This window comes from Spirochaetales bacterium (genome assembly GCA_016930085.1).
Classification (GTDB): Bacteria; Spirochaetota; Spirochaetia; order SZUA-6; family JAFGRV01; genus JAFGHO01.
The window spans coordinates 1-19,761 of record JAFGHO010000071.1 but is presented as its reverse complement, the minus strand read 5'-3'; the positions used below and the strand labels follow the sequence as shown (position 1 = coordinate 19,761).

14 protein-coding genes are annotated in these 19,761 nt (G+C 45.6%); 7 read left to right on the top strand and 7 right to left on the bottom strand.

The genetic code is table 11. The features are described from left to right. Positions 1–25: 25 nt before the first annotated feature. The 7 genes from JW881_13065 to JW881_13035 form a co-directional block, all read right to left on the bottom strand. Positions 26–1,474, bottom strand: a complete 1,449-nt coding sequence (locus JW881_13065; GenBank protein MBN1698438.1) for a glycoside hydrolase family 130 protein — start codon at positions 1,472–1,474, stop codon at positions 26–28. A gap of 56 nt (positions 1,475–1,530) precedes the next feature. Continuing rightward, on the bottom strand, positions 1,531–3,816 hold the full coding sequence (locus tag JW881_13060; GenBank protein MBN1698437.1) for a glycosyltransferase family 4 protein: 2,286 nt from the start codon (positions 3,814–3,816) through the stop codon (positions 1,531–1,533). 336 nt (positions 3,817–4,152) lie between these two features. Next, a complete protein-coding gene (locus JW881_13055; GenBank protein ID MBN1698436.1) occupies positions 4,153–4,659 on the bottom strand; it encodes a hypothetical protein in 507 nt (168 codons plus the stop codon). Between the two features lie 563 nt (positions 4,660–5,222). Further along, complete coding sequence (locus JW881_13050) at positions 5,223–7,919, bottom strand: EAL domain-containing protein (protein MBN1698435.1); 2,697 nt, start codon at positions 7,917–7,919, stop codon at positions 5,223–5,225. 78 nt (positions 7,920–7,997) lie between these two features. Continuing rightward, a complete protein-coding gene (locus JW881_13045) occupies positions 7,998–8,492 on the bottom strand; it encodes a hypothetical protein (GenBank protein ID MBN1698434.1) in 495 nt (164 codons plus the stop codon). 86 nt (positions 8,493–8,578) lie between these two features. After that, positions 8,579–8,749 carry a hypothetical protein gene (locus tag JW881_13040; protein ID MBN1698433.1) on the bottom strand — a complete coding sequence of 57 codons (171 nt, stop codon included), beginning with the start codon at positions 8,747–8,749 and terminating at the stop codon, positions 8,579–8,581. A gap of 103 nt (positions 8,750–8,852) precedes the next feature. Continuing rightward, positions 8,853–9,557: a hypothetical protein gene (locus tag JW881_13035; protein ID MBN1698432.1), complete on the bottom strand. Its 705-nt coding sequence runs from the start codon at positions 9,555–9,557 to the stop codon at positions 8,853–8,855. A gap of 587 nt (positions 9,558–10,144) precedes the next feature. On the opposite strand from JW881_13035, the gene JW881_13030 reads away from it, so the two are divergent. The 7 genes from JW881_13030 to JW881_13000 all read left to right on the top strand — a co-directional run. Continuing rightward, the gene (locus tag JW881_13030) at positions 10,145–10,993 is read left to right on the top strand and encodes a hypothetical protein (protein MBN1698431.1); all 849 of its coding nucleotides are present in this window, start codon (positions 10,145–10,147) and stop codon (positions 10,991–10,993) included. 225 nt (positions 10,994–11,218) lie between these two features. Further along, positions 11,219–12,070 (top strand): sulfide/dihydroorotate dehydrogenase-like FAD/NAD-binding protein, encoded by an 852-nt coding sequence (locus JW881_13025; protein MBN1698430.1) that lies wholly within the window; start codon positions 11,219–11,221, stop codon positions 12,068–12,070. Then, positions 12,067–13,521: an NADPH-dependent glutamate synthase gene (gene gltA, locus JW881_13020; protein MBN1698429.1), complete on the top strand. Its 1,455-nt coding sequence runs from the start codon at positions 12,067–12,069 to the stop codon at positions 13,519–13,521. The genes JW881_13025 and gltA overlap by 4 nt, the downstream gene beginning before the upstream one ends. Before the next feature lie 366 nt (positions 13,522–13,887). Next, positions 13,888–14,790 carry a bifunctional enoyl-CoA hydratase/phosphate acetyltransferase gene (locus tag JW881_13015; GenBank protein MBN1698428.1) on the top strand — a complete coding sequence of 301 codons (903 nt, stop codon included), beginning with the start codon at positions 13,888–13,890 and terminating at the stop codon, positions 14,788–14,790. Positions 14,791–15,222: 432 nt separating this feature from the next. Further along, positions 15,223–15,897 (top strand): PDC sensor domain-containing protein, encoded by a 675-nt coding sequence (locus tag JW881_13010; GenBank protein MBN1698427.1) that lies wholly within the window; start codon positions 15,223–15,225, stop codon positions 15,895–15,897. Between the two features lie 46 nt (positions 15,898–15,943). Then, the gene (locus tag JW881_13005; GenBank protein MBN1698426.1) at positions 15,944–17,698 is read left to right on the top strand and encodes a HAMP domain-containing protein; all 1,755 of its coding nucleotides are present in this window, start codon (positions 15,944–15,946) and stop codon (positions 17,696–17,698) included. A 307-nt stretch (positions 17,699–18,005) separates the two neighbouring features. Beyond that, positions 18,006–19,761, top strand: a 1,756-nt coding sequence (locus JW881_13000; protein ID MBN1698425.1) for a hypothetical protein, incomplete at its 3' end; no start/stop codon positions are given.

Below are 19,761 nucleotides of genomic sequence, written 5' to 3'. Positions count from 1 at the left end.
CCCCCGGAAGACAATCCACTATCATTTATACCATTGCCCCCAGAAGTTCATCCAGCATCACAGTGGCGAAGCTCGTGGCATAATCGCTCATTGCATAAGGGATAACGAGTTCACTGCCGTGCAGCAGCGCACCACACGTGTACACGACATTCGGTACATAACCTTCACGCTCGGTTTCATTCGGTTCCAGCAACGGCTCACGCAGGCGGCCGATAACCCGTGAGGGATCTTCAAGGTCCAGCAGGAAAGCACCGATACAATACTTCCGCATGGGACCTACCCCGTGACTCAACACCAGCCAGCCGTCCTTTGTCTCGATAGGCGAACCACAGGTACCAATCTTCACGAGTTCCCACGGTTGGGAAGGCTGCAGCAACAACCTGGACGTTTGCCAGAAATGGATATTGTCGGAGTACATCAGAAGGATGTTTTCATCATCCTGTCGCGAGAGCATGGCATAATGTCCGTTGATTTTGCGTGGAAACAAGGCCATGCCTTTATTCTGCACCGCGGCGCCATTGAGTGTAATAAACTTGAAGTGGACAAAATCACGGGTCTCCAGCAATTGGGGTAACGTGATCTTACCGTCGTACGCGGTGTAGGTTGCATAGTAGGTAAAGCCATTGTCACTGGTTTGAAATCGAACGAATCGCGCATCCTCAATACCGTTACTCTGACTGGGTACTGATGGAAAGATAACGCGCTGGGAGACACGGCTGTCGGAAGTAAAACGCACTTCATAGTTGGATTCGGCGAGCAACAGGATGCCCTGTGTGGCACGGTCGGCCATCGCATCGACCGGATTCATTTTGCGGCGTTCTTCCTCCAGAATGCGGCGCAGGTCATCAAGGATAAATTCCCCGGGAAGTTGATCCACAACGCACCGGCAAAAGTTATTGTGCAGACCCGCCTCCTTCAGTTTGCGGGCAAAAAGTGCTTTCTCGTAAACTGCGTTGGGTACGGGTTCCGGTTCCGTCACAAACGGAACAGGAGGCGTGAGTGTGATACGATGCCGCGCACTAATGACGCCCATGCGGAAGGTGATGGAGGATATGTGCCCTTCGCCCGTGGCGCGAAGACTCAGAATAAAACGCAGCGAACCGGCAGGAAGCCCTGTCTGCTCGGGGTGCGGCACAATGGAAGGATTGAAGAGTGCCGCCGACTCCGGTGAATATTCGTGTGAAAAATAGGACCCGATGAGTGCCTGCCGTTCCGATGATATTTCCTGTCCCACATCCATGAAGCGCTTTACCTGTATGAAACGATTTCTGAATATTTTCTCAACGTGTTCATGCCTGTCTTCAAACTCGCCCAGCACCCGATACAGCATTTTGACTGCTTCTTCATCCGAGAGTGCCAGAATGCGTGCGATGATTCTCCGCGTGATATCTTTTACGACAGGATAAAATGGCCGCATCAGGACCCGGGAGCGGTCCGGGGTAAGCGTCGGCCCGATACGTTTTGCGTGCACCATTTGATAAATCTTACCGGTTGTAATTCCATTGTTATTGACAGTAAACGCTTTGTCCATCACGATTCACCCTGCGGTTCCTTGAAGCTGATGAGTCTGCTCTGGAGTGTCTGCATTTCCTCCAATGACAGCAGGAAAGCGAGCGTCGACTCGGAACCCTGGTTTTGACTCAACCGGTCGACATGCAGACCGTCCCGGCAGCCTCCTGTACATGAGTCATAAAGCGCCAATCCCAGATCGTTCCGTCCCAGGAACCATTCGAAAGCCCGTCGTGCTTCCACAGCCCAGGACAAATCAGCTGTTGCATAATATGCCTCGATGCACGCTGATACCGTGACCTGGGCCTCTATCGGTTGCTGGTCGAACAATGCCCGTTCCTGTCCTCTCCTGAAAAATCCGTTTGAACCGATAGGCCGGAACGAACCGGTATCAGATGTTTGAACCTTTACCAGCCAGCGTAATGTTTTGAGACCGGTTTCAAGCATCATATCATCGTTCATCCTGCGGCCGCTAAGTATCAGCGCATGCGACAGCTTGGCATTCGCGTAGGAAACAACGTCTTCAAACCATTGCCAGTGTTCGGTCGCGCTATCGGCATAGCGTTGCATCAGTTTCGCTGAAAGTGATTCACGAATCTGGTTCGCACGCCGGTCGCCACTCAGCCGCCCGAGGTACTCGTCAATACCGATAAGCGTGAACGCCCACGCGCGTGGTGAAGTGAATCCGGATGCAACGGGAAGGGCTTGCTCGAAAAGTTCTGCAGCCAGCATGTGGTAACTGCCGTGGTCTTCATGCCCCATACAGAGCCCCAACGCCCACAAGGCATGACCATGGCAATCTTCCGAACCGGTTTCCTGAAGCCAGCGACGGTCGAAGCTCATAAAATTGCGGAACCGGTGGCTCTTCCTGTCAAAGGCGTAGTTTAAAAATGCAGCATAGGATGCGGCCAAATCATTGATACGAAGCGAACGATGCCCCGACTGCTGAAGTTTCAGCGTCAGCAACAATGCACGCGCATTATCGTCCGTGCAATAGCCTTCGGCAAAATTCGGAACCGTAAAACTGGCATGCTGAAATATTCCGGCCGAATCACTCATTCGATACAGATGGTCGAGTTTCAGCATGGGCAGCTGATCCGGCTGCTCATCAAGGGTCTTGATGGGTGATGATTTCCGACCCACGAAGCTGTGATCCTGACCTGCCTGGTGGAAGGATTTCACATAAAGTTGCGCCACACGGCTCCATACCATCTCACGGCCTTTCTGATAGGCATTTTTACGCATCGAATGTCGCAACGGCTCGTCGTGCAGCAGATCGATTACAGCATGCGCTATTGCTGCTGCATCACGAAACGGTACCAGTTTACCACGGCCGTCGGCCAGCAGTTCTGCAGCGTGCCAGTAGGGTGTGGATACAACAGCATTACCGGAGCCGAAGGCATAGGCAAGCGTGCCCGAGGTTATCTGTGTTTCAGTCAGGTAGGGTGTAAGGTAAATATCAGTCGCACCGATAAATCGTATAAGCTCCTCCAACTCGACAAAACGATTGAAGAATACAACATGCTTCTGAACTCCAAGGGCCTTGGCCATACGCTCGAGGCTTAACCGGTAAAACTCACTCTCATGTCGCAGAATATTCGGGTGTGTCTGGCCTACCACTATGAAAACCGTGTTGGGAAACTCAGTGATGATATCCGGCAGCGCACGCAGGACGTACTCGATACCCTTGTTAGGTGAAAGGAGCCCGAAGGTAAGTAATACCTGCCTGCCTGCAACGCCAAACTCATCCTTAAAATAATTGGGATCGGCAAATGGCATGTCGGGGATACCGTGCGGAATAAGGTCTATCTTGTCTGAGGATACTTGATAGACATCGAGCAAAAACTCCCGGCCTTTTTCAGTCATAGCCAAAAGCCTCGTGGAAAGCCGTATTAATTCACACATCACGCGCAGCTGCTCAGGATTTGGTTCACGTAGTATTGTATGGAGCGTGGTAACGATAGGCATTTGCAGCTCGTGCAGCAATGCCAGCAGGTAACTGCCCTCCAACCCACCATATATACCAAACTCGTGTTCAACACAGAGAACATCCACATCTGTGATGTTAAGGAAATCCGCCGCGCGCAGATAGGACGGCAAGTCCTGTTCCGTGATCTCAAACCGTACCTCCGGCGGATACGCATAGCCGCCTTCGATGTCATTGACCGGAATGACAAGGCATTGGGTGGTCGGAAACTCCAGTGCAACCGCATTACGCAAATCTGTTGTGTATGTCGCTATACCGCACTTTCTGGGAAGATAATCGCCGAGGAACGCAATTTTGCGTATGTTAGTTGTTTTTTTCATTACAATCCGTCTCTCCTTGCGGGCTCATTCAATCATATCTTCTTTTTTAATTTGATGAGACAGGCAGTTGGTCACAGAATAAAACTAGTTTCTGTCGTTGCGGCCGGACTCATTCTGCACGCCACTCAATGATAGTCCTTTTTCCAATCCTTATCAATAATTGTGAGATAATTCGATGTGGTTTTAACTGATCAATCAATGACAGTAAAATAAATAACATCCGGAATTATCCCGGCCACGTATTTCCCGAAGCACATCCACAGTTTCTTTATAAAAGACAGCACTATCTATTCCAAGTGATTTTCTTAAAACCCGCATTATTCCCATTTCTTGTGCCTATATTTGCTTTTCCCATTCTTTTCTGATTTCGTTTTTCATTCTCTCCCATTCCCTATCCAGATTGGAATCCATATCTTTTTCCAATTGTTCCCTTTCCCTTTCAAATTTCTCTTTTAATTGTATAGCCATCGATTTTGCCCATTCCTTCCGGATTCCCCCAACTGCTGCATCCCATTTTTTATCTCTTTCTTTTTGCTTTTCTTCTATTTTAACATAGAGTGCTCTACCTTCAGCCGTTTCTTTGGAAATCGGATGTTTTTCAAATAACGTATTTAATATTCTTTTAGCGTTGTTATAGTCGTTATTCTCGAAATATGTTTTACCTTGTTCAAAAAGCCGGCCCGGTTCATATTTTATTTGATCAAGTTCCTTATTAAGCTTTGTATTTTGCCCTTCTATATAACTGACTGTTGTAAATTGCAATATAATGAAAATAGTCAATCCCCCTGCCAAAAATGCGAAAACCCTGTTCACCCACATCCTGACAATTTCATTTTTAATCATAGCATCCTCCTTCAGAACTATTTAATTAAAATCACTTACATTATATTTTTTCAAAAAATGAAACCATTTTTAATATAATGAAGGCTTCACAATGTTTTATCTGTAAGGTTTTTTTATCATGACTACAATGTTAATCAGATATACTTTTAACTCAAGAGCTGATATCCTCATATTTTTGATCTATTTCCCTAATAGGTGAGATAATTCTGCAATTACCTTCTCTTCTTATATCATTTTGTCACGAATCCCATACAGAAGACTGCTTTCACTTGCTCACTATGATGGTTCGGCATTATTCCCATCAAAGACGTGACATGCACCTCCTCGATTATCAGCCACTTCTTCCCGCTTTTTCTCTTATGCAGACATTGCAGAAAAAAAACCAATCACTCATTTACTTTTCTATCTTCCTTCATTTTCCCCTTTATTTCAAAGAATATAGTAAAAATGCCACCTGCTTTGCAGGTGGCATTTTTACCAAAACATACCGGAACATAAAAAGTATAGCCGTTATCAAAATAACGAAAACCGCACCAGAGAAGGAATCTGCCCGCTTATGTTGGTCACGTGAGTTCCACAAGCGGCTTCGGCACCGAAATATAATACCCCTGAACAAAATCAACCCCGATGGTAACGAGAAGATCGTAGGTCTGTTTATCCTTCACATATTCTGCGATTGTTTTCAATCCCATATGATGACCGAGGGTATTGATCGTTTTCGCGATCGCGTAGTCTTTTTCATCGGAGACGATATTTTTAACGAATGAACCGTCGATTTTCAGGTAATCGACCGCGAGCCGTTTCAGATAATTATACGAGGAAAGCCCGTTGCCGAAATCATCCAGGGCAAAACTGCACCCCATATTTTTAAGGGTATTGATAAAACGTTCGGTTTCTGAGAAATTGACGATCGCGATCGTCTCCGTTATTTCAAAACATAAAAGCTCCGGGGGAATGGCATACTCGCGGATACGGCTGATGATAAAATCGAGCATTTTTTCATCGTTCAGGGAAGCGCCAGACAGATTGATACTGCAGCAATGAAGCCGTCTTTCAGAATTTTTACAATACCACTTATTGAAATGCTTGAAGAAATTTTCAATCACCCACATATCGATTCTGGATATAAAATTGTACCGCTCCGCAGCGGGCAAAAACTGGGCGGGCGCGATAATCCCGCCGTTTTCATCCGCCATACGGATGAGAAGTTCGAAATGGTCGCCCCCTTTTGAATCCGCACTCAATGATGCGATCGGCTGGTAAAAGAGGAGAAGTCGCGACTGTTCCAGGGCATTCTTGATTTTTGAAACCCATTCGAGTTCGGTATGATGTTTGATGTGATAGAGATCATCGGCCCGGAACAGATGAACCCTGTCCCCCCCCTTTTCCCTCGCAATCTTGCACACCTCGTCCGCTTTGATAAGAAAGGATGACGCATCCCCGGTACCGGGTTTGATTGAAACAACCCCGATACTGATCGTAACGGTGATCTTCCGCTCGCGATATTCAAAAATGCTTTCCCGCACATGATTACAGATTTTTTCCGCAATCGTGAGGCTGAGATCGAGGGGACAGTTGAACAGGAGAATAGCGAACTCGTCTTCACCCACCCTCGCGATCGTATCGGTCTGACGCACGAGATGCTTGATCAATGCCGAAAGTTGTATGAGAAACTGATCACCTCCCGTATGTCCCACCGTATCATTGATTATTTTAAAATTATCGATATCGATATAGAAGAGGACATGTTCCTTGATCGATGAGTCTTCACATTCTAAAGCCTCATCGAGTCTGGAAATAAACTCCACACGGTTATAAAGTCCGGTAAGCGCATCGTGACTCGCGTGATATGAGATCTGTTTTTGCAGGTTTTTGGATTCACTGATATCATGAAGAACAATTACATAACCGCTATACCCCGCATCGAAATCGAATATCGGCGCGACACTGCTTTGTATATGGTATTCCTGTCCCTTCCTGTTTATCAGCACCAGCTGATCCGGGATTGAAACGACTTCCATTCTTTTTTGTACCGTGACAAAAGGATTGCTTACCGGTTCCCGCGTTACCTCAGAGACGATTCTCAGGATGTCGGTTATCTTAATTCCCGCCGCTTCCGACATGGAAAAGCCGAGGAGATGTTCAGCGATTCGATTCATATACATGATATTTAAATCCCTGTTTATCGTGATCACGGCATCCCCGATTGAATTAAGGGTAATAAAAGCCCTCTCTTTTTCCATGGAAAGCGCATTCTGCGCCTTCTTCCTTGCCGTGATATCCTTGAGCATAATTATTTTGCCTGAATCATGGCCGGCTTTATTGATATGAGAATGAGAGAGGAGAAAAAACCGGGGTTCATTTTCGATAATAATGGTCACTTCCCTGTCTTTATCGTCCTGTTCATGGCGATAATCCGGCAAAATCGAAAAAACATCGAACTTCTCACCTTTATCCCTTATATGAAAAAGCTCTTCGGCCGTTTTGTTATACAGGAGAAGCTTGCCTTTATTATCGACGACGATCACGCAGTCCAGCAGACTGTCAAAAAGATTGACGGCGATATCTTCCGGTCCGATGGAGAGAAAATCATATTTTTTTACCGCACGATAGAAAATGAGGGCAAGAATAATTGTAAATACCGAAGTCGTCTCGGGTAAATCCACTATCTGAAATAATTGTTGAAGGACTATTCCGGTAAAAACACTGCCGGTGAGTATTATCCCTCCGCCGATAACCAGGAGTCGATCAACTGTCGCATCGTATTCGTTTTTGTTTCTTTTTTCAAGACCTTTGAGATAAAAAAATGCCAATGCATATATTATGGGAAGAACGACAAAAATGACAACAAAGGGAAGATAGAGGGTACCCTCAACCTCGTCCGTCCCCCAATAATATTCTTTCACTCCCCCGACCACAAGATCGGAGGCCATTGTAACGATAAAAACGACGGGAAGGAGAACGGCCAAAGATATGGAAATGATATCGTTTTTTCTGTCCCTGTACGCATAGACAAAATTGACAATAAAATACCCGAGACTCAAAATAAAGAGGAATTTAATCCGAAGGAAAAGGAGGATAACGTTTTCCGGGAAATCAAGCCAGCTTAAGAATTTGAAAAAATTCCAGAAAACAAACGGCACGATAAATAATAAAAAGGAATAATAGATTCGTGTCTTTTTTTTCCGGGCGAAAACATAAACCCAGAAAACGACGGCAAAAAGAAAAGCAAAAAATGGAATTCCTGCGTAATAATTCATGGGTTATATATAATGTAATAAAATAAAAGACAAAAAGCCATATCATTTACCAATTGAAACTCGATATGAGGTGAGTATTCACTCTTTCCTTGAAATAAAACGGGAAGCCCTGATAACAAGATCGAAATATTCTTCAGTCAGACCGTTAAGCTCGAAAACCCAGATACCGTTGTACCACCCGATCCAGTGCCTCCCGTCTTTCTCCTTTCCCGTCACATACCTCCATTTCCCGTCCTCACCGTAATGATGTTCATGCATCATCGCAAACGCCGGTAAAACCGCCTGATCGAAATATTTCGCCGCCCCGTTTTCATCCGGTGCCTTGATCACGATCATGACGATCGCCCCGTCAAGATAGGTGACCTCATAACCGATATAGTTTTCCGGAAGCGGAAGGTTGTATTCCGTTCTATGCGAGTTTTTAATAGAACCGGGAAAGACTTCATTCATCCGCGCATTGATATAAGGGGGGTCATGATCGAAATTATACCGCGATCCGCAGCCATGGAGAAGGAAAAGAACTCCCGCCGCAATACACGAAACGATGCAAAGTTGCCTCGACATTTTCTTCATGATGACGCGTCCTCTTTTAGCATGTATATGGTAATGCATTGTAACATGATGGGAAAAGCACCGCAACCGCTTTCGCCCTATGCAAATCAGGCATAGAGATCGATCATGAGGCCCATATCATCCGGTTTATCGACAAAAACGGCGGTTTCGATATTCATGCGAATCAGTTTTCCCGCGATATCCCCTTTTTGCTGTGCGGCAAGCATCAGCACCTGTGCCAATTGCTCGGACGCATTCTTTATGTTTTGTATATCCATGTACCCGTCCCCCTTTTCGTTCTCTAATCTAACTAGAAAAGAAGAAATTGTCTTCTTGACCCGTTTTTCAGCAGGATTTGTATATCGAAGATCGACATACAAATCAATCATGTATACGAATCACATGATCGCGATCCCTGTCGCATTCGTAATTTTCGACAATCGGTATTTCGAGTTTCGCGACAGTTGCATTATTGCTGATACCGACTCGGAAAAATCCCGGATCGATTCCTTCCGCCATGAGAAGAATCATGATAAGGGCAAGCCCCATTCCGGCGCCTTCCGTATCATCGCCGTAGTCCATATAGTACTGCATAAGGTCGTCGTATTTCATGATATTGGCAAACTTCTCCCGCAACCGTACTTCTTCCTGTGGAGTAATTTCCGTGTTATTGACGATCTCGATTTTAAGCACCTCTGCCGAATGAATGAAGTTTACCTTGACATACAAGCCCTTGAGTTTCGCCCTCTTCCCGTATTCGAGAGTAAGCTCTTCCTTCATGACTTCCTTATAAAGCGCGATTCCTTTTTTATAATCGGTTTCATTATAAATATCGAGTCCGTTTTCCTCAAAGAATATCCGCTTTATATTTGCCTTTGTTCCATTTATCATCAATTCCTTGATACAGGTATAGACAACGGACTTGAGATCCTCTTTATTGTATTTCTCGAGCAGGCATTGAATCACCCTGTCCATGACTTTTTCAACAGATGACGACATCGCATATGATATGATTCTTATTACTTTACCATTATCAATTGCCTTGCGGAGGTTTTTTTCTATTTGTCTCAGCTTGCTTTTATCCAAAACTCTTCCTGCATGATCCCTTACCCGGACTTTCCACCGAATCAACGTCACTTTTTCTGTATTATACTATCTTTTTATACAACAAGCACGTTTTCGATTTCCACCGGGTTTTAGCGCATTTCTTGACAAACAACGTTTTTCTTGTCATAGCAAGAAACTGATTTCCCACAACCATCTTATTTTACAAATACAGGCCGGTGAGAAAACCGCACTAAAAGGAAAAGCAACACCCACATCTTTGCTGCCGTTTCCGAATTCAAATGATTCTTTTTATAGAAACCATTCGTCATGTCCGGTTTCCGGTTCCCCCAATAATACCTGAAACCGCATATATTACAGTAAGATTATATAATTAACGCTATTGTAGGCAAAATAATGAAAATGTCAAGCCATAAGTAAAAATCCAGCTGGAAATCAGTTGGCATTTTTACCAAAACATATCTGAAAATACAAAAGAGAGATGTCAATATCATATCGTCGGCCGGTTTGCTCATGTCAATCGAAACGCATGCCATAAACCCTATTGATAACAGTATAACAACCTCTTATAATGGTAGTGAATCCTCAAATACGTCCGGGAGTACTAAATGGCTTATGCGCCGCAACAGCTTTTAGAGTATTATAACAATTATAAGGATCAGTATATTGTTTTCAATACGAATGTGATTGAAAATCTCTCTCTCCTCGCCCAAAAAACGACGCTTAAATGCGTAAACGATAATTTCCCGTGTATTCTCTACATTACATCGATGATCGATGCGAAAATACTCATTCAGATAAGTACCGCCTTTTTCGAGCAGCTAAAAAAGGCAAACAGCAAGGTATCCCTGCGGCTTTCATTCAGACATCCCGATACAAGTAAGGAAATAACGTTTTATATTCACGCGAAAGTAACCACCTATAACAAATATCAGGGAAACAAACCGGATCTTTTCTTTTTCACACTCTCATTTTTAACAAAACCCCCCGACGATTTCATTGACATTATCGGGAGGTATATAAATAAACAGACCGAAAAAGAAAAACGAATATACGAACGCATCGTTGTCCGGGATAAAAATCAGGCCCGGATGGGAATTCAGTCCATCGAAGCCTTTCTCTTTCTGGACGGTAACGCGAAAAAATGCATTCTCACCGAAATTTCCATTTTCAGCGCGAAGATCGTAATACACGGAACCCCGACCGAATATTACAATAAACGGATCATTCTGCTCATGAAGATCGACGCGCTCAAGGAAATGGGTGAAATGGTCGGTGTGGTCGAGCGATCTGAAGAAGTAAGCAAGGAAAAGGGACTTATATCACTGATTATAAATTTCGACCAGGACGCTATCCCGCCACGATATAAAATGTGGATCGGCGAGTGTATCGAAATCGTAAAACTGAACAGGAAACCTTCAGGCGATTCGCCAATCGATACGCCGTTTCCCCATTGATTCATCTGGCAACAGCTTGCCAGGTATTGACGCACTATTGAAAGATATGATATATTTCTTTTATACTGGTTGCCTTATTCCGGCTGAAGTATATTTTTGACCGGTCCAATGAGGATAACCGCTTCGAGTGAACGACCGGCATATCGAGGTTGCGTAACAATCTCAACTATACAATGTCGCCATTTATTTACCCGTTATTTCCATAAATAAAGGGAGATCAAAAGCATGTTTGAGATAATCTCAAGGGAAATATTTTCCGACTCTACCAAATTAATCATCGTCGCCGCCCCGGATATCGCCCGAAAGGCAGAAGCGGGACAGTTCGTCATTGTGCGGATATCTGAAGAAGGGGAACGAATACCGCTTACCATCGCCGATTATGACCGAGACAGCGGTACGATTACCCTTGTCTTTCAGGAAGTGGGAAAGACCACAATTCATCTAGGCACCCTGAAAGCCGGTGAGAAACTCGTCAGTGTCACGGGACCGCTCGGCTGCGCTTCGGAAATCCGGAACTACGGAAAAGTAATCTGCGTCGGGGGGGGAGTCGGTATTGCCCCGCTTTTTCCGATTGCACGTGAACTCAAGGCGGCGGGCAACTACCTTATATCGATTATCGGCGCTCGCAACAAATCGCTTCTTTTCTGGGAAGACCGGATGAGAGACATCTCCGACGAAATCATCGTTTGTACCGATGACGGCAGCTATGGTCAAAAGGGAGTCGTCACCATTCCGCTGAAAGAGAAGCTCGAAAACGGCAATGGCACGATCAAGAGGGTCTGGGCGATCGGTCCTCCGATTATGATGAAGTATTGTGCTGCGACGACGCACGAATTTGACACGCCGACTGTCGTCAGCCTCAATTCAATCATGGTTGACGGCACGGGGATGTGCGGTGCGTGCCGGATCGACATCGGGGGAAAGACAATGTTCTCCTGCGTCGACGGCCCGGAGTTTGACGGACACGAGGTAGACTGGAACCTTGTCCTTTCCAGGCAGAACATCTATCTGGAAGAGGAAAAGGAAGCGGTCGGCCATTATTGTGGAAAGAAAGGGTGCAAAGGACTGGGAAGATGAGTAAATCAGATGAATTGACTGCCAGGGAACGGATGATGATCGAAAGGCAACCCATGAGGTTGAAAAAACCGGATGAACGCATTCGGGACTTTTTCGAGGTTGCCCTCGGGTATGATGAAGAAGAGGCTAAAAAAGAGGCGGAACGCTGTCTTAATTGTAAAAAACCGACATGCAAGGAGGGTTGTCCGGTGGGGGTTCCAATCCCTGAATTTATAATGGCAATCAGAAAAGGCGATCTGAAAGAGGCCGCACGTATCATAAAAAGTACGAATAATCTCCCCGCAATCTGCGGCAGGGTGTGCCCCCAGGAAACGCAATGTGAACTTACCTGTATTCTGGGGAAAAAGAAAGGGAGTGTCGCAATAGGACGTCTCGAGAGGTATGTGGCGGACTGGGAACTGTCTCAAAATAACGGTGCCATTAAAGATACGCAAAAAACAGGATACAGAATCGCCGTTGTCGGCTCCGGACCTGCGGGCCTTACCTGCGCGGCGGATTGCGCAAAACGGGGACATACCGTCGTCATTTTCGAGGCGCTTCATGTCGCAGGCGGTGTACTCGTGTACGGAATTCCGGAGTTCCGTCTTCCGAAACAGATTGTCCGCAAGGAAATCGAATATATCGAGCGTCTTGGTGTTGAAATAAGGACCAACTATGTCATCGGGAAAATATACTCCCTCGATGAGCTTTTAAAAAAGGAAGGATTCGATGCTGTTTTCCTGGGGACCGGAGCGGGACTTCCTCTTTTTCTCCGGATACCTGGAGAAAATCTGAATGGAGTGTATTCGGCGAACGAGTTTCTTACAAGGGTAAATCTCATGAAAGGCTATCTTTTCCCCGAATGGGATACACCGGTCAAAATCGGCCGCAAAATTGCGGTTGTGGGAGCTGGTAATGTCGCGATGGATGCGGCCAGATGCGCGCTTCGACTCGGAATGATAAAAAGCAGACGCGACAATTGTCCCCCGCCCGAGGTTCATATCGTTTATCGGAGATCGAAAGCGGAAATGCCCGCACGGGCGGAGGAAGTCGAAAATGCGTATGAAGAAGGGGTTCGATTCAATTTTCTCGTCAATCCCCTCGAAATTCTCGGTAACGACAAAGGCTGGGTAACGGGAATGCGCTGCATCAGGATGGAACTCGGAGAACCCGATGCAAGCGGAAGAAGACGTCCCGTGGCAATCGAAGGTTCCGAGTTCGCCATTGATGTCGATACGGTGATCGTTGCCCTGGGAACACGTCCCAACCCGATCGTTTTCAGTAACTCCGATGAACCGGTACGGACGAAATGGGGTACCGTCGAAGCGGATGAAGAGACCGGTAAAACGTCGAGGGACCGAGTTTGGGCTGGAGGCGATATCGTCACCGGCGCCGCTACGGTCATCAGCGCGATGGGGGCCGGGAAAAGAGCCGCCCGTGAAATCCATACCGCTTTTATTGAAAAACAATAAGGTAACTAGCGGTTTCTCTCATAGTCATAATAGGGAGAAATTCGTTTTTTTTATCGTAATTTTCATTAAAAGGCTTGACAATACAGTAGACATTATGTATGACTATATAGCTGAAAGAACAATAACGGAAATATCCGGAATTACGATTGAATTACGTTTGATAAAAAACAATATATGATATTAAAAAAAATCTGAGCTAAATTACTATCTTCTCACAATCAGCATTGAATCCGCATAGTCAAAGTGCTATCATTGGAAAGAGAAGGAATGGGTATGGTTGACAGGCCATGAAGACCTGTCAGATGAAGAGGAATCTAAACAGGTAGACAAAAACTCAGAAGTGATTATAAAACTAAGGAGGGGAAAGTGAAAGATTTTAAGGACATACTCGAGTTTATCAAAAATCTTGGAAATAGGTTCAAACTGGTCGTGTGTCAGGCAAATGATCCCTATGTTCTGCAGGCTGTCGAGTTTGTCAGACAGGAAGGGCTGATCGAACCGATTCTGGTCGGCTTCAGGGATGAAATCGAGGAAGTCGCGAAACAGGTAAAAATAGATCTGGTGTATTATCAGATTAATCATACCTTAAAAAAGTCGAACATTGCCAAAAATGCGGTAAGAATCGTTGCCAGGGGCGAAGCGGACATTCTCATGAAAGGGGGAATTCAGACAGGGGAAATTTTAAGGGAAGTCCTCATGAAGGAAAACAATCTCAACATAGGACGAATACTATCGACACTCGTTGCATTCAAACACCGGAAATTCGAACGGTTTCTTTTTCTCATTCATGCGGCCCTGAACATCGTGCCTGATTTGAAACAAAAACAGGATATCGTACAGAACGTCATTAATTTTGTAAAAAACATGGGGGTCGAAAAACCCGTTGTTGCCATTCTCAGTCCGGTGGAAACGGTCAATCCTTCGATGCCTGAAACAATCGATGCCGCATGCCTTTCAAAAATGGCGGAACGCGGAACAATAAAGGGCGGAAAGGTCGAAGGACCGCTCGCGCTTGACAATGCGCTGTTCGCGGATGCCGCCGAAAGAAAAGGAATTAAAAGCCCTTATGCGGGTAATGCCGACGTCCTAGTGGCGCAGGATCTTATTTCCGCCGATATTCTCTACAAATCCCTCACCTTTTTTGGTGACGCTGATGCGGCGAGTATTCTCATTGGGGCGAAGGTACCAATTATCATGACCTCGAGAGCGGATTCCGTGCAAACCATGATCAATTCAATCATTCTGGGGCTTTATTCCTGCTACCGTTAGGGAATCGGGGCCCCGGGAAACAGGCCCATGCGGTAAATACGCCGCGTGAAATAGCGTCATCACTGCTTGTGTATATCCATGCGCATCATTAAAAAAGACGGGAAAACAGTCAGGAGAGGCCTCTACGGTTTAAACATGACAACGACCTGGAAATAACGTGAAACCGAAAAGCTACCGCCTTGGGTAAAAAATATATCTTGCGGGTACTGGAAAACACGCACATGCGGGTTTTCCAGTACCCGTTTTTTTCAATGTCCATGACGTATGGCATTCACTTTGATATGAAGTGTTTTGCGGCAATCAATGCGTTCGTTTTTTTCGAAAACCATTATCGATGCATATAAACCGCCTGAAATAAACCGTATTAATTATTGTTTTTTCAGTCCATATCCACTAAACTTTACAGGGACATCATTTTAAGGAGGATTTACCATGATGAAGAAGCTTACTGCGATGACATTATCGACCCTAATGATCATGTTCGTTTTATCGGGGTGTGAAAGGAAAAGCACTCAATCCGGTAATACCACATCGATTACTTCCGGGAGCGAAAGCACCGGTAATGCCTCGATGCCGTATGAAGTCGAAAACAAAATAACAAGTCCCGTTATCACCAACAAGATAATGGTCCTCATCAATGACGATATCCTCAACTGGATAGAGAACTCGATAATTGTCGAAACAATAATAAAATCGAACAGGGAGAACGCCGGAAGAAGCCAGGAGAAAATAAATGAACTGGATGAACGGTGGAGGAAATCCGAAGAAACCTCTGATTTCATACGTTCGTATCTCGATAATGAGGCATCCGATTTTCTCAGAAAGGTCCAGAAAAGCGGAGATATGCTCTATTCGGAAATCTTTGTCATGGACATTCAGGGATGCAATGTCGCGCTAAGCAACAAAACATCCGATTTCTGGCAGGGTGACGAAGATAAGTTCACAATCGCATATAACAATGGAAACGGAAAAATATTCATCGATGAGATCGAATACGACGAGAGTACTCAGGAGAATCTCGTACAGATATCACTGCCGGTCAAGGGCACGAACACCAGTAAAGTCATAGGGACAATTACCATCGGATTGAATATAGACAGATTATAGACACGCGGATTTCCTGAGATCTATATCCTATCCGAGGGGGTTTTATATGAGCAAGCGAATGGTTTCGATCCGCGCAAAAATTGTCATTTTTGTCATTCTCATTATATCCATCGTGGCGATACTTCTTTCCTTTTTTATCCAGTATAGCAACATTCAATTTTCTCTGAAAGAAAAATACAATCATATTAAGGTGATCGTCGGCCTGACGAGTAGCAATATCTCGAGTCTCGTCGCCTGGGAGGTGCAGAACAAACTGCTTGAGCAACTCCTTGAAATGAAACTCCTTGAAAACATGAAATTCATTCTTGTCTATAAAAACAACAATATTTTAGGGGGAGTCAATCTCAAGGAAGGCGCTGAATACAGGGAATATTTTACTCTTGATACCGACAGCGCTTCGAGTACCATAGCGGACAATATAATGATTGTTACAAATCCCGTTATCTACAGAAACGAAAAAACCGGCTACCTTGTATTGGGATATTCATTGGAATCTTTTTATGGCAATATCGGCCTGATTATCTTTTTGAGTATCGCCATATTTATCGTCTTTCTCGTTATAGCCCTCACCATTTCATTAATTTTCTCGAACAGCCTGGTTAAAACAATAAAACAGGTAACCCGTTTCATGTACAATCTCTCTCAGGGGAAAGGGGATTTGACAAAATCGCTTTCGATAACTTCATCCGACGAGGTGGGCCGCCTTGCAGGCAATTTCAATCTCTTTGTCTCATCGATAAAAAAAATCATCGTCAACATAAAATCCATTTCAGCCGATACAAAAAATATCGGCCACGACCTTACGGGTATCGCCACAGAAACATCGTCAAGTATCAATGAAATTTCCAACACCCTTCAGTCCAGCAAGGATATCATCAATAATCTTCATAAAGAAATACAAAATTCGGCGGCCTCTATCGAACAGATAGTTACCGCATTGTCCAATATCACATCAAGAATCGAAAATCAATACGCCGCAGTCTCCGAGTCTTCGTCTTCAATTGAGGAAATGACCTCTTCGATTCAGAACATCTCAAAAGTCGTCGAAGACAAAAAAAAATTGTCGAATACGCTTTCCGTTACCGCAAACAACGGGCTTGAAAAAATGGAGAAAGCAACGGAATCCGTTTCTAAAATCGCCGGATTTACCGAACACATGCTCGAAATGATCAAAATCATCAACAGAATCGCAGCACAGACCGATTTACTTTCGATGAACGCCGCCATTGAAGCCGCACACGCCGGTAGTGCCGGAAGGGGATTCGCCGTCGTTGCGGGGGAGATAAGAAAACTCTCCGAACAGACGAGAACCTATTCGCGTCAAATCAACGAATCCCTCAAACAAATCGTCGACGATATCAACCAGGCAACCGAACTGAACAGGGTATCGGGGGAATCGTTTTCGATCCTCGCCGGCGGAATCACCGAAATTGCCGATGCGATGGAGGAGACAAATTACAGCATGAACGAACTTTTATCCGGAAGCCGTGAAATCGTCAATGCTTTGGGCTCGCTGATAGCCATTACAGAGGAGATAAAAACCGGTTCTTCCGAAATAAACAAAAGCGTACGCTCGATCAATGACAGCATACAGCAAGGTTCCGGTATTTCAACACAAACACTCAACAATATAGAAGAAGTTGCACTGACGGCAAAGCAGATATCAGACTCGATGATTCATTTGCTTGAGATCGGAAAAAATAACGAAAAGAGTATTTCAAGTATGGACGCGGAAATCAATCAGTTTAAAACTGATGAAAAGCCCGAAATAACGGTGGAACATCATATCGGCAGGGAATAAAAGGCAATTTCTTTGTGTTTATGGCAATATATCGCCTTAATACAGCACGATCATCTCTTGAATTTCTTTTCCATCCATTTCCATACCAAACAGCATAAAAAACCATACCGCCTTTAACATACGAAGCAATATCATGTGGTGCTATCTTTATCATCATGATCGTAAACGGAGAGTAAAAACAAGCCGGCGACTGTATCATCAGTCAGATGAAGCGGTATGTATCCGTACAAGGACACTCTGTCGATTCGATCCGCCGGAGTTTCCGGTAGCAACTAATTTTTATGGTTCTTACAGAAAGGTATAGAAAATGTATCGAATTACAACCACATGTGCCATGTTGGCACTCATCATCGCATTAATGTTTACAGGCTGCTCACTTGATTCGGGCAATACTGCCCCGGACACGGATGAAAACGGTAATGAAACTGCAGCCATGCCCCTTGCCTTTCCCGGACAAAAGGGAACAGTCAAAACAGGCGTGTATCTCGGCGAGGAAATCGAATACGAGGAAATCAATGGAAAATGTGTTTTCCAGGGTGATATCGTACTGGAACCGGAAGACGTTTCCGCCTCTAAGGGTGCGGGTAGAACAAAATCCAGCGTATTCTGGCCGAACCGTACGGTGTATTTTAACATCGAATCGAGTCTCAAAAGCACGACCAACCTCAACACGGCAATCGATTACTACAGAAGCCTCGGTGTAAGGTTTGTGCAGCGCGGCAGTGAAAAGAATTACATCAGTTTCTTTTTCAACAAGGATTCGGATGGCTACTACTCCTCCGCCATAGGGATGACGGGTAAAAAACAGACGATCCATCTGGCGACGGGTTATTCGGTCGGGACAGCCGTTCACGAGATCGGACACGCACTCGGTCTGTTCCACGAACAGTCGCGTACGGACAGGGACAATTACATCACTATCCATTTCGACAACATTCTAGACAACAAGGAACACAACTTCAAAACATATTCTGCTTCCGGTTACGACGGTTTCAACTTTCACAATTTCGACTGGCAGTCAATCATGCTCTACCCGTCCTACACCGGATTTGAAAATGATACGTCGAAACCGGCAATCACACGTCTCGACGGGACAACTTTTTCACGCCAGAACGTTCGGCTTTCCATCGGCGATCTCAATACAATCTACACGATGTATCCCCCGAATTTCATCGTCCGTACCGACGCAGTCTCCCGTGATTCTTCGAGAATCGACATCGTACGCGTTAACGGCGACGGCAAGATCCTCACCGCCGCAAAAACCGGAAGCTCCTGGGCGGGCTGGTGGCAAATCGCTAATGGCGTGACCGCCCCTGGTACCGATGTAAAAATCGTTTCCCGCCACCCTGAAAAACTTGACGTATTTACGGTCGGCTCGAACAACCGCGTCTATACCGCGGCATGGGATAGGGCACGGGACGGTTCAGCCGGATTCCGCGGCTGGTGGACTATCGGTTCTCTTACCTGCCAGAGTGCTTCTTCCGTATCTGCCGTGGTCCGCGGTTCGCAACAATTGAACGTAATGGCTGTCGGCTCGGACGGTGGTATTTATACGGCGGCATGGGACAACAGCGAGTCAAACGGCGCATGGCAGGGCTGGTGGAGGATAGCGAACGGTGTTGCAACGTGCGGTTCCGAACCTGCACTTATCTCTCGCTATTCGTCATTACTTGACGCCTTTGTCGTAGGAACGGACGGGAACGTCTGGACGGCCGCCTGGGATTCGGGCCGTGCTTACGGTTCATGGAAAGGGTGGTGGTCCCTTGGTTCGATCGGACAGCCGGTCGCAACGGTTTCGGCGATCGCCAGCGACAAGAACAGAATTCACGTATTCGCCGTCGGTCTCAACGGCCGCGTCTACAGCAAGCAGTGGGACGGTTCCTGGTCCACATGGAAACGGATCGGATCCTTTAACGCGCAACCAGGCGCAAAGGTGTACCCGGTATCGAGAAAAACAGGATATGTCGATATATTCGTGATGACTGAAGACCAGCACGTCTTTACATCGGCCTGGAACACATCAAAATCTGCGAACACCTTCAGTTCTCCGAAAGATCTCGGCT

Excerpts from the sequence above, each read along its gene's own strand:
- JW881_13005 (MBN1698426.1), top strand. The coding sequence starts at position 15,944 with ATGAGCAAGCGAATGGTTTCGATCCGCGCAAAAATTGTCATTTTTGTC.
- JW881_13050 (MBN1698435.1), bottom strand. The coding sequence starts at position 7,919 with ATGAATTATTACGCAGGAATTCCATTTTTTGCTTTTCTTTTTGCCGTC.
- JW881_13010 (MBN1698427.1), top strand. The coding sequence starts at position 15,223 with ATGATGAAGAAGCTTACTGCGATGACATTATCGACCCTAATGATCATG.
- JW881_13040 (MBN1698433.1), bottom strand. The coding sequence starts at position 8,749 with ATGGATATACAAAACATAAAGAATGCGTCCGAGCAATTGGCACAGGTG.
- JW881_13025 (MBN1698430.1), top strand. The coding sequence starts at position 11,219 with ATGTTTGAGATAATCTCAAGGGAAATATTTTCCGACTCTACCAAATTA.
- JW881_13030 (MBN1698431.1), top strand. The coding sequence starts at position 10,145 with ATGGCTTATGCGCCGCAACAGCTTTTAGAGTATTATAACAATTATAAG.
- JW881_13055 (MBN1698436.1), bottom strand. The coding sequence starts at position 4,659 with ATGATTAAAAATGAAATTGTCAGGATGTGGGTGAACAGGGTTTTCGCA.
- JW881_13065 (MBN1698438.1), bottom strand. The coding sequence starts at position 1,474 with ATGGTGCACGCAAAACGTATCGGGCCGACGCTTACCCCGGACCGCTCC.
- JW881_13060 (MBN1698437.1), bottom strand. The coding sequence starts at position 3,816 with ATGAAAAAAACAACTAACATACGCAAAATTGCGTTCCTCGGCGATTAT.
- JW881_13045 (MBN1698434.1), bottom strand. The coding sequence starts at position 8,492 with ATGAAGAAAATGTCGAGGCAACTTTGCATCGTTTCGTGTATTGCGGCG.
- gltA (MBN1698429.1), top strand. The coding sequence starts at position 12,067 with ATGAGTAAATCAGATGAATTGACTGCCAGGGAACGGATGATGATCGAA.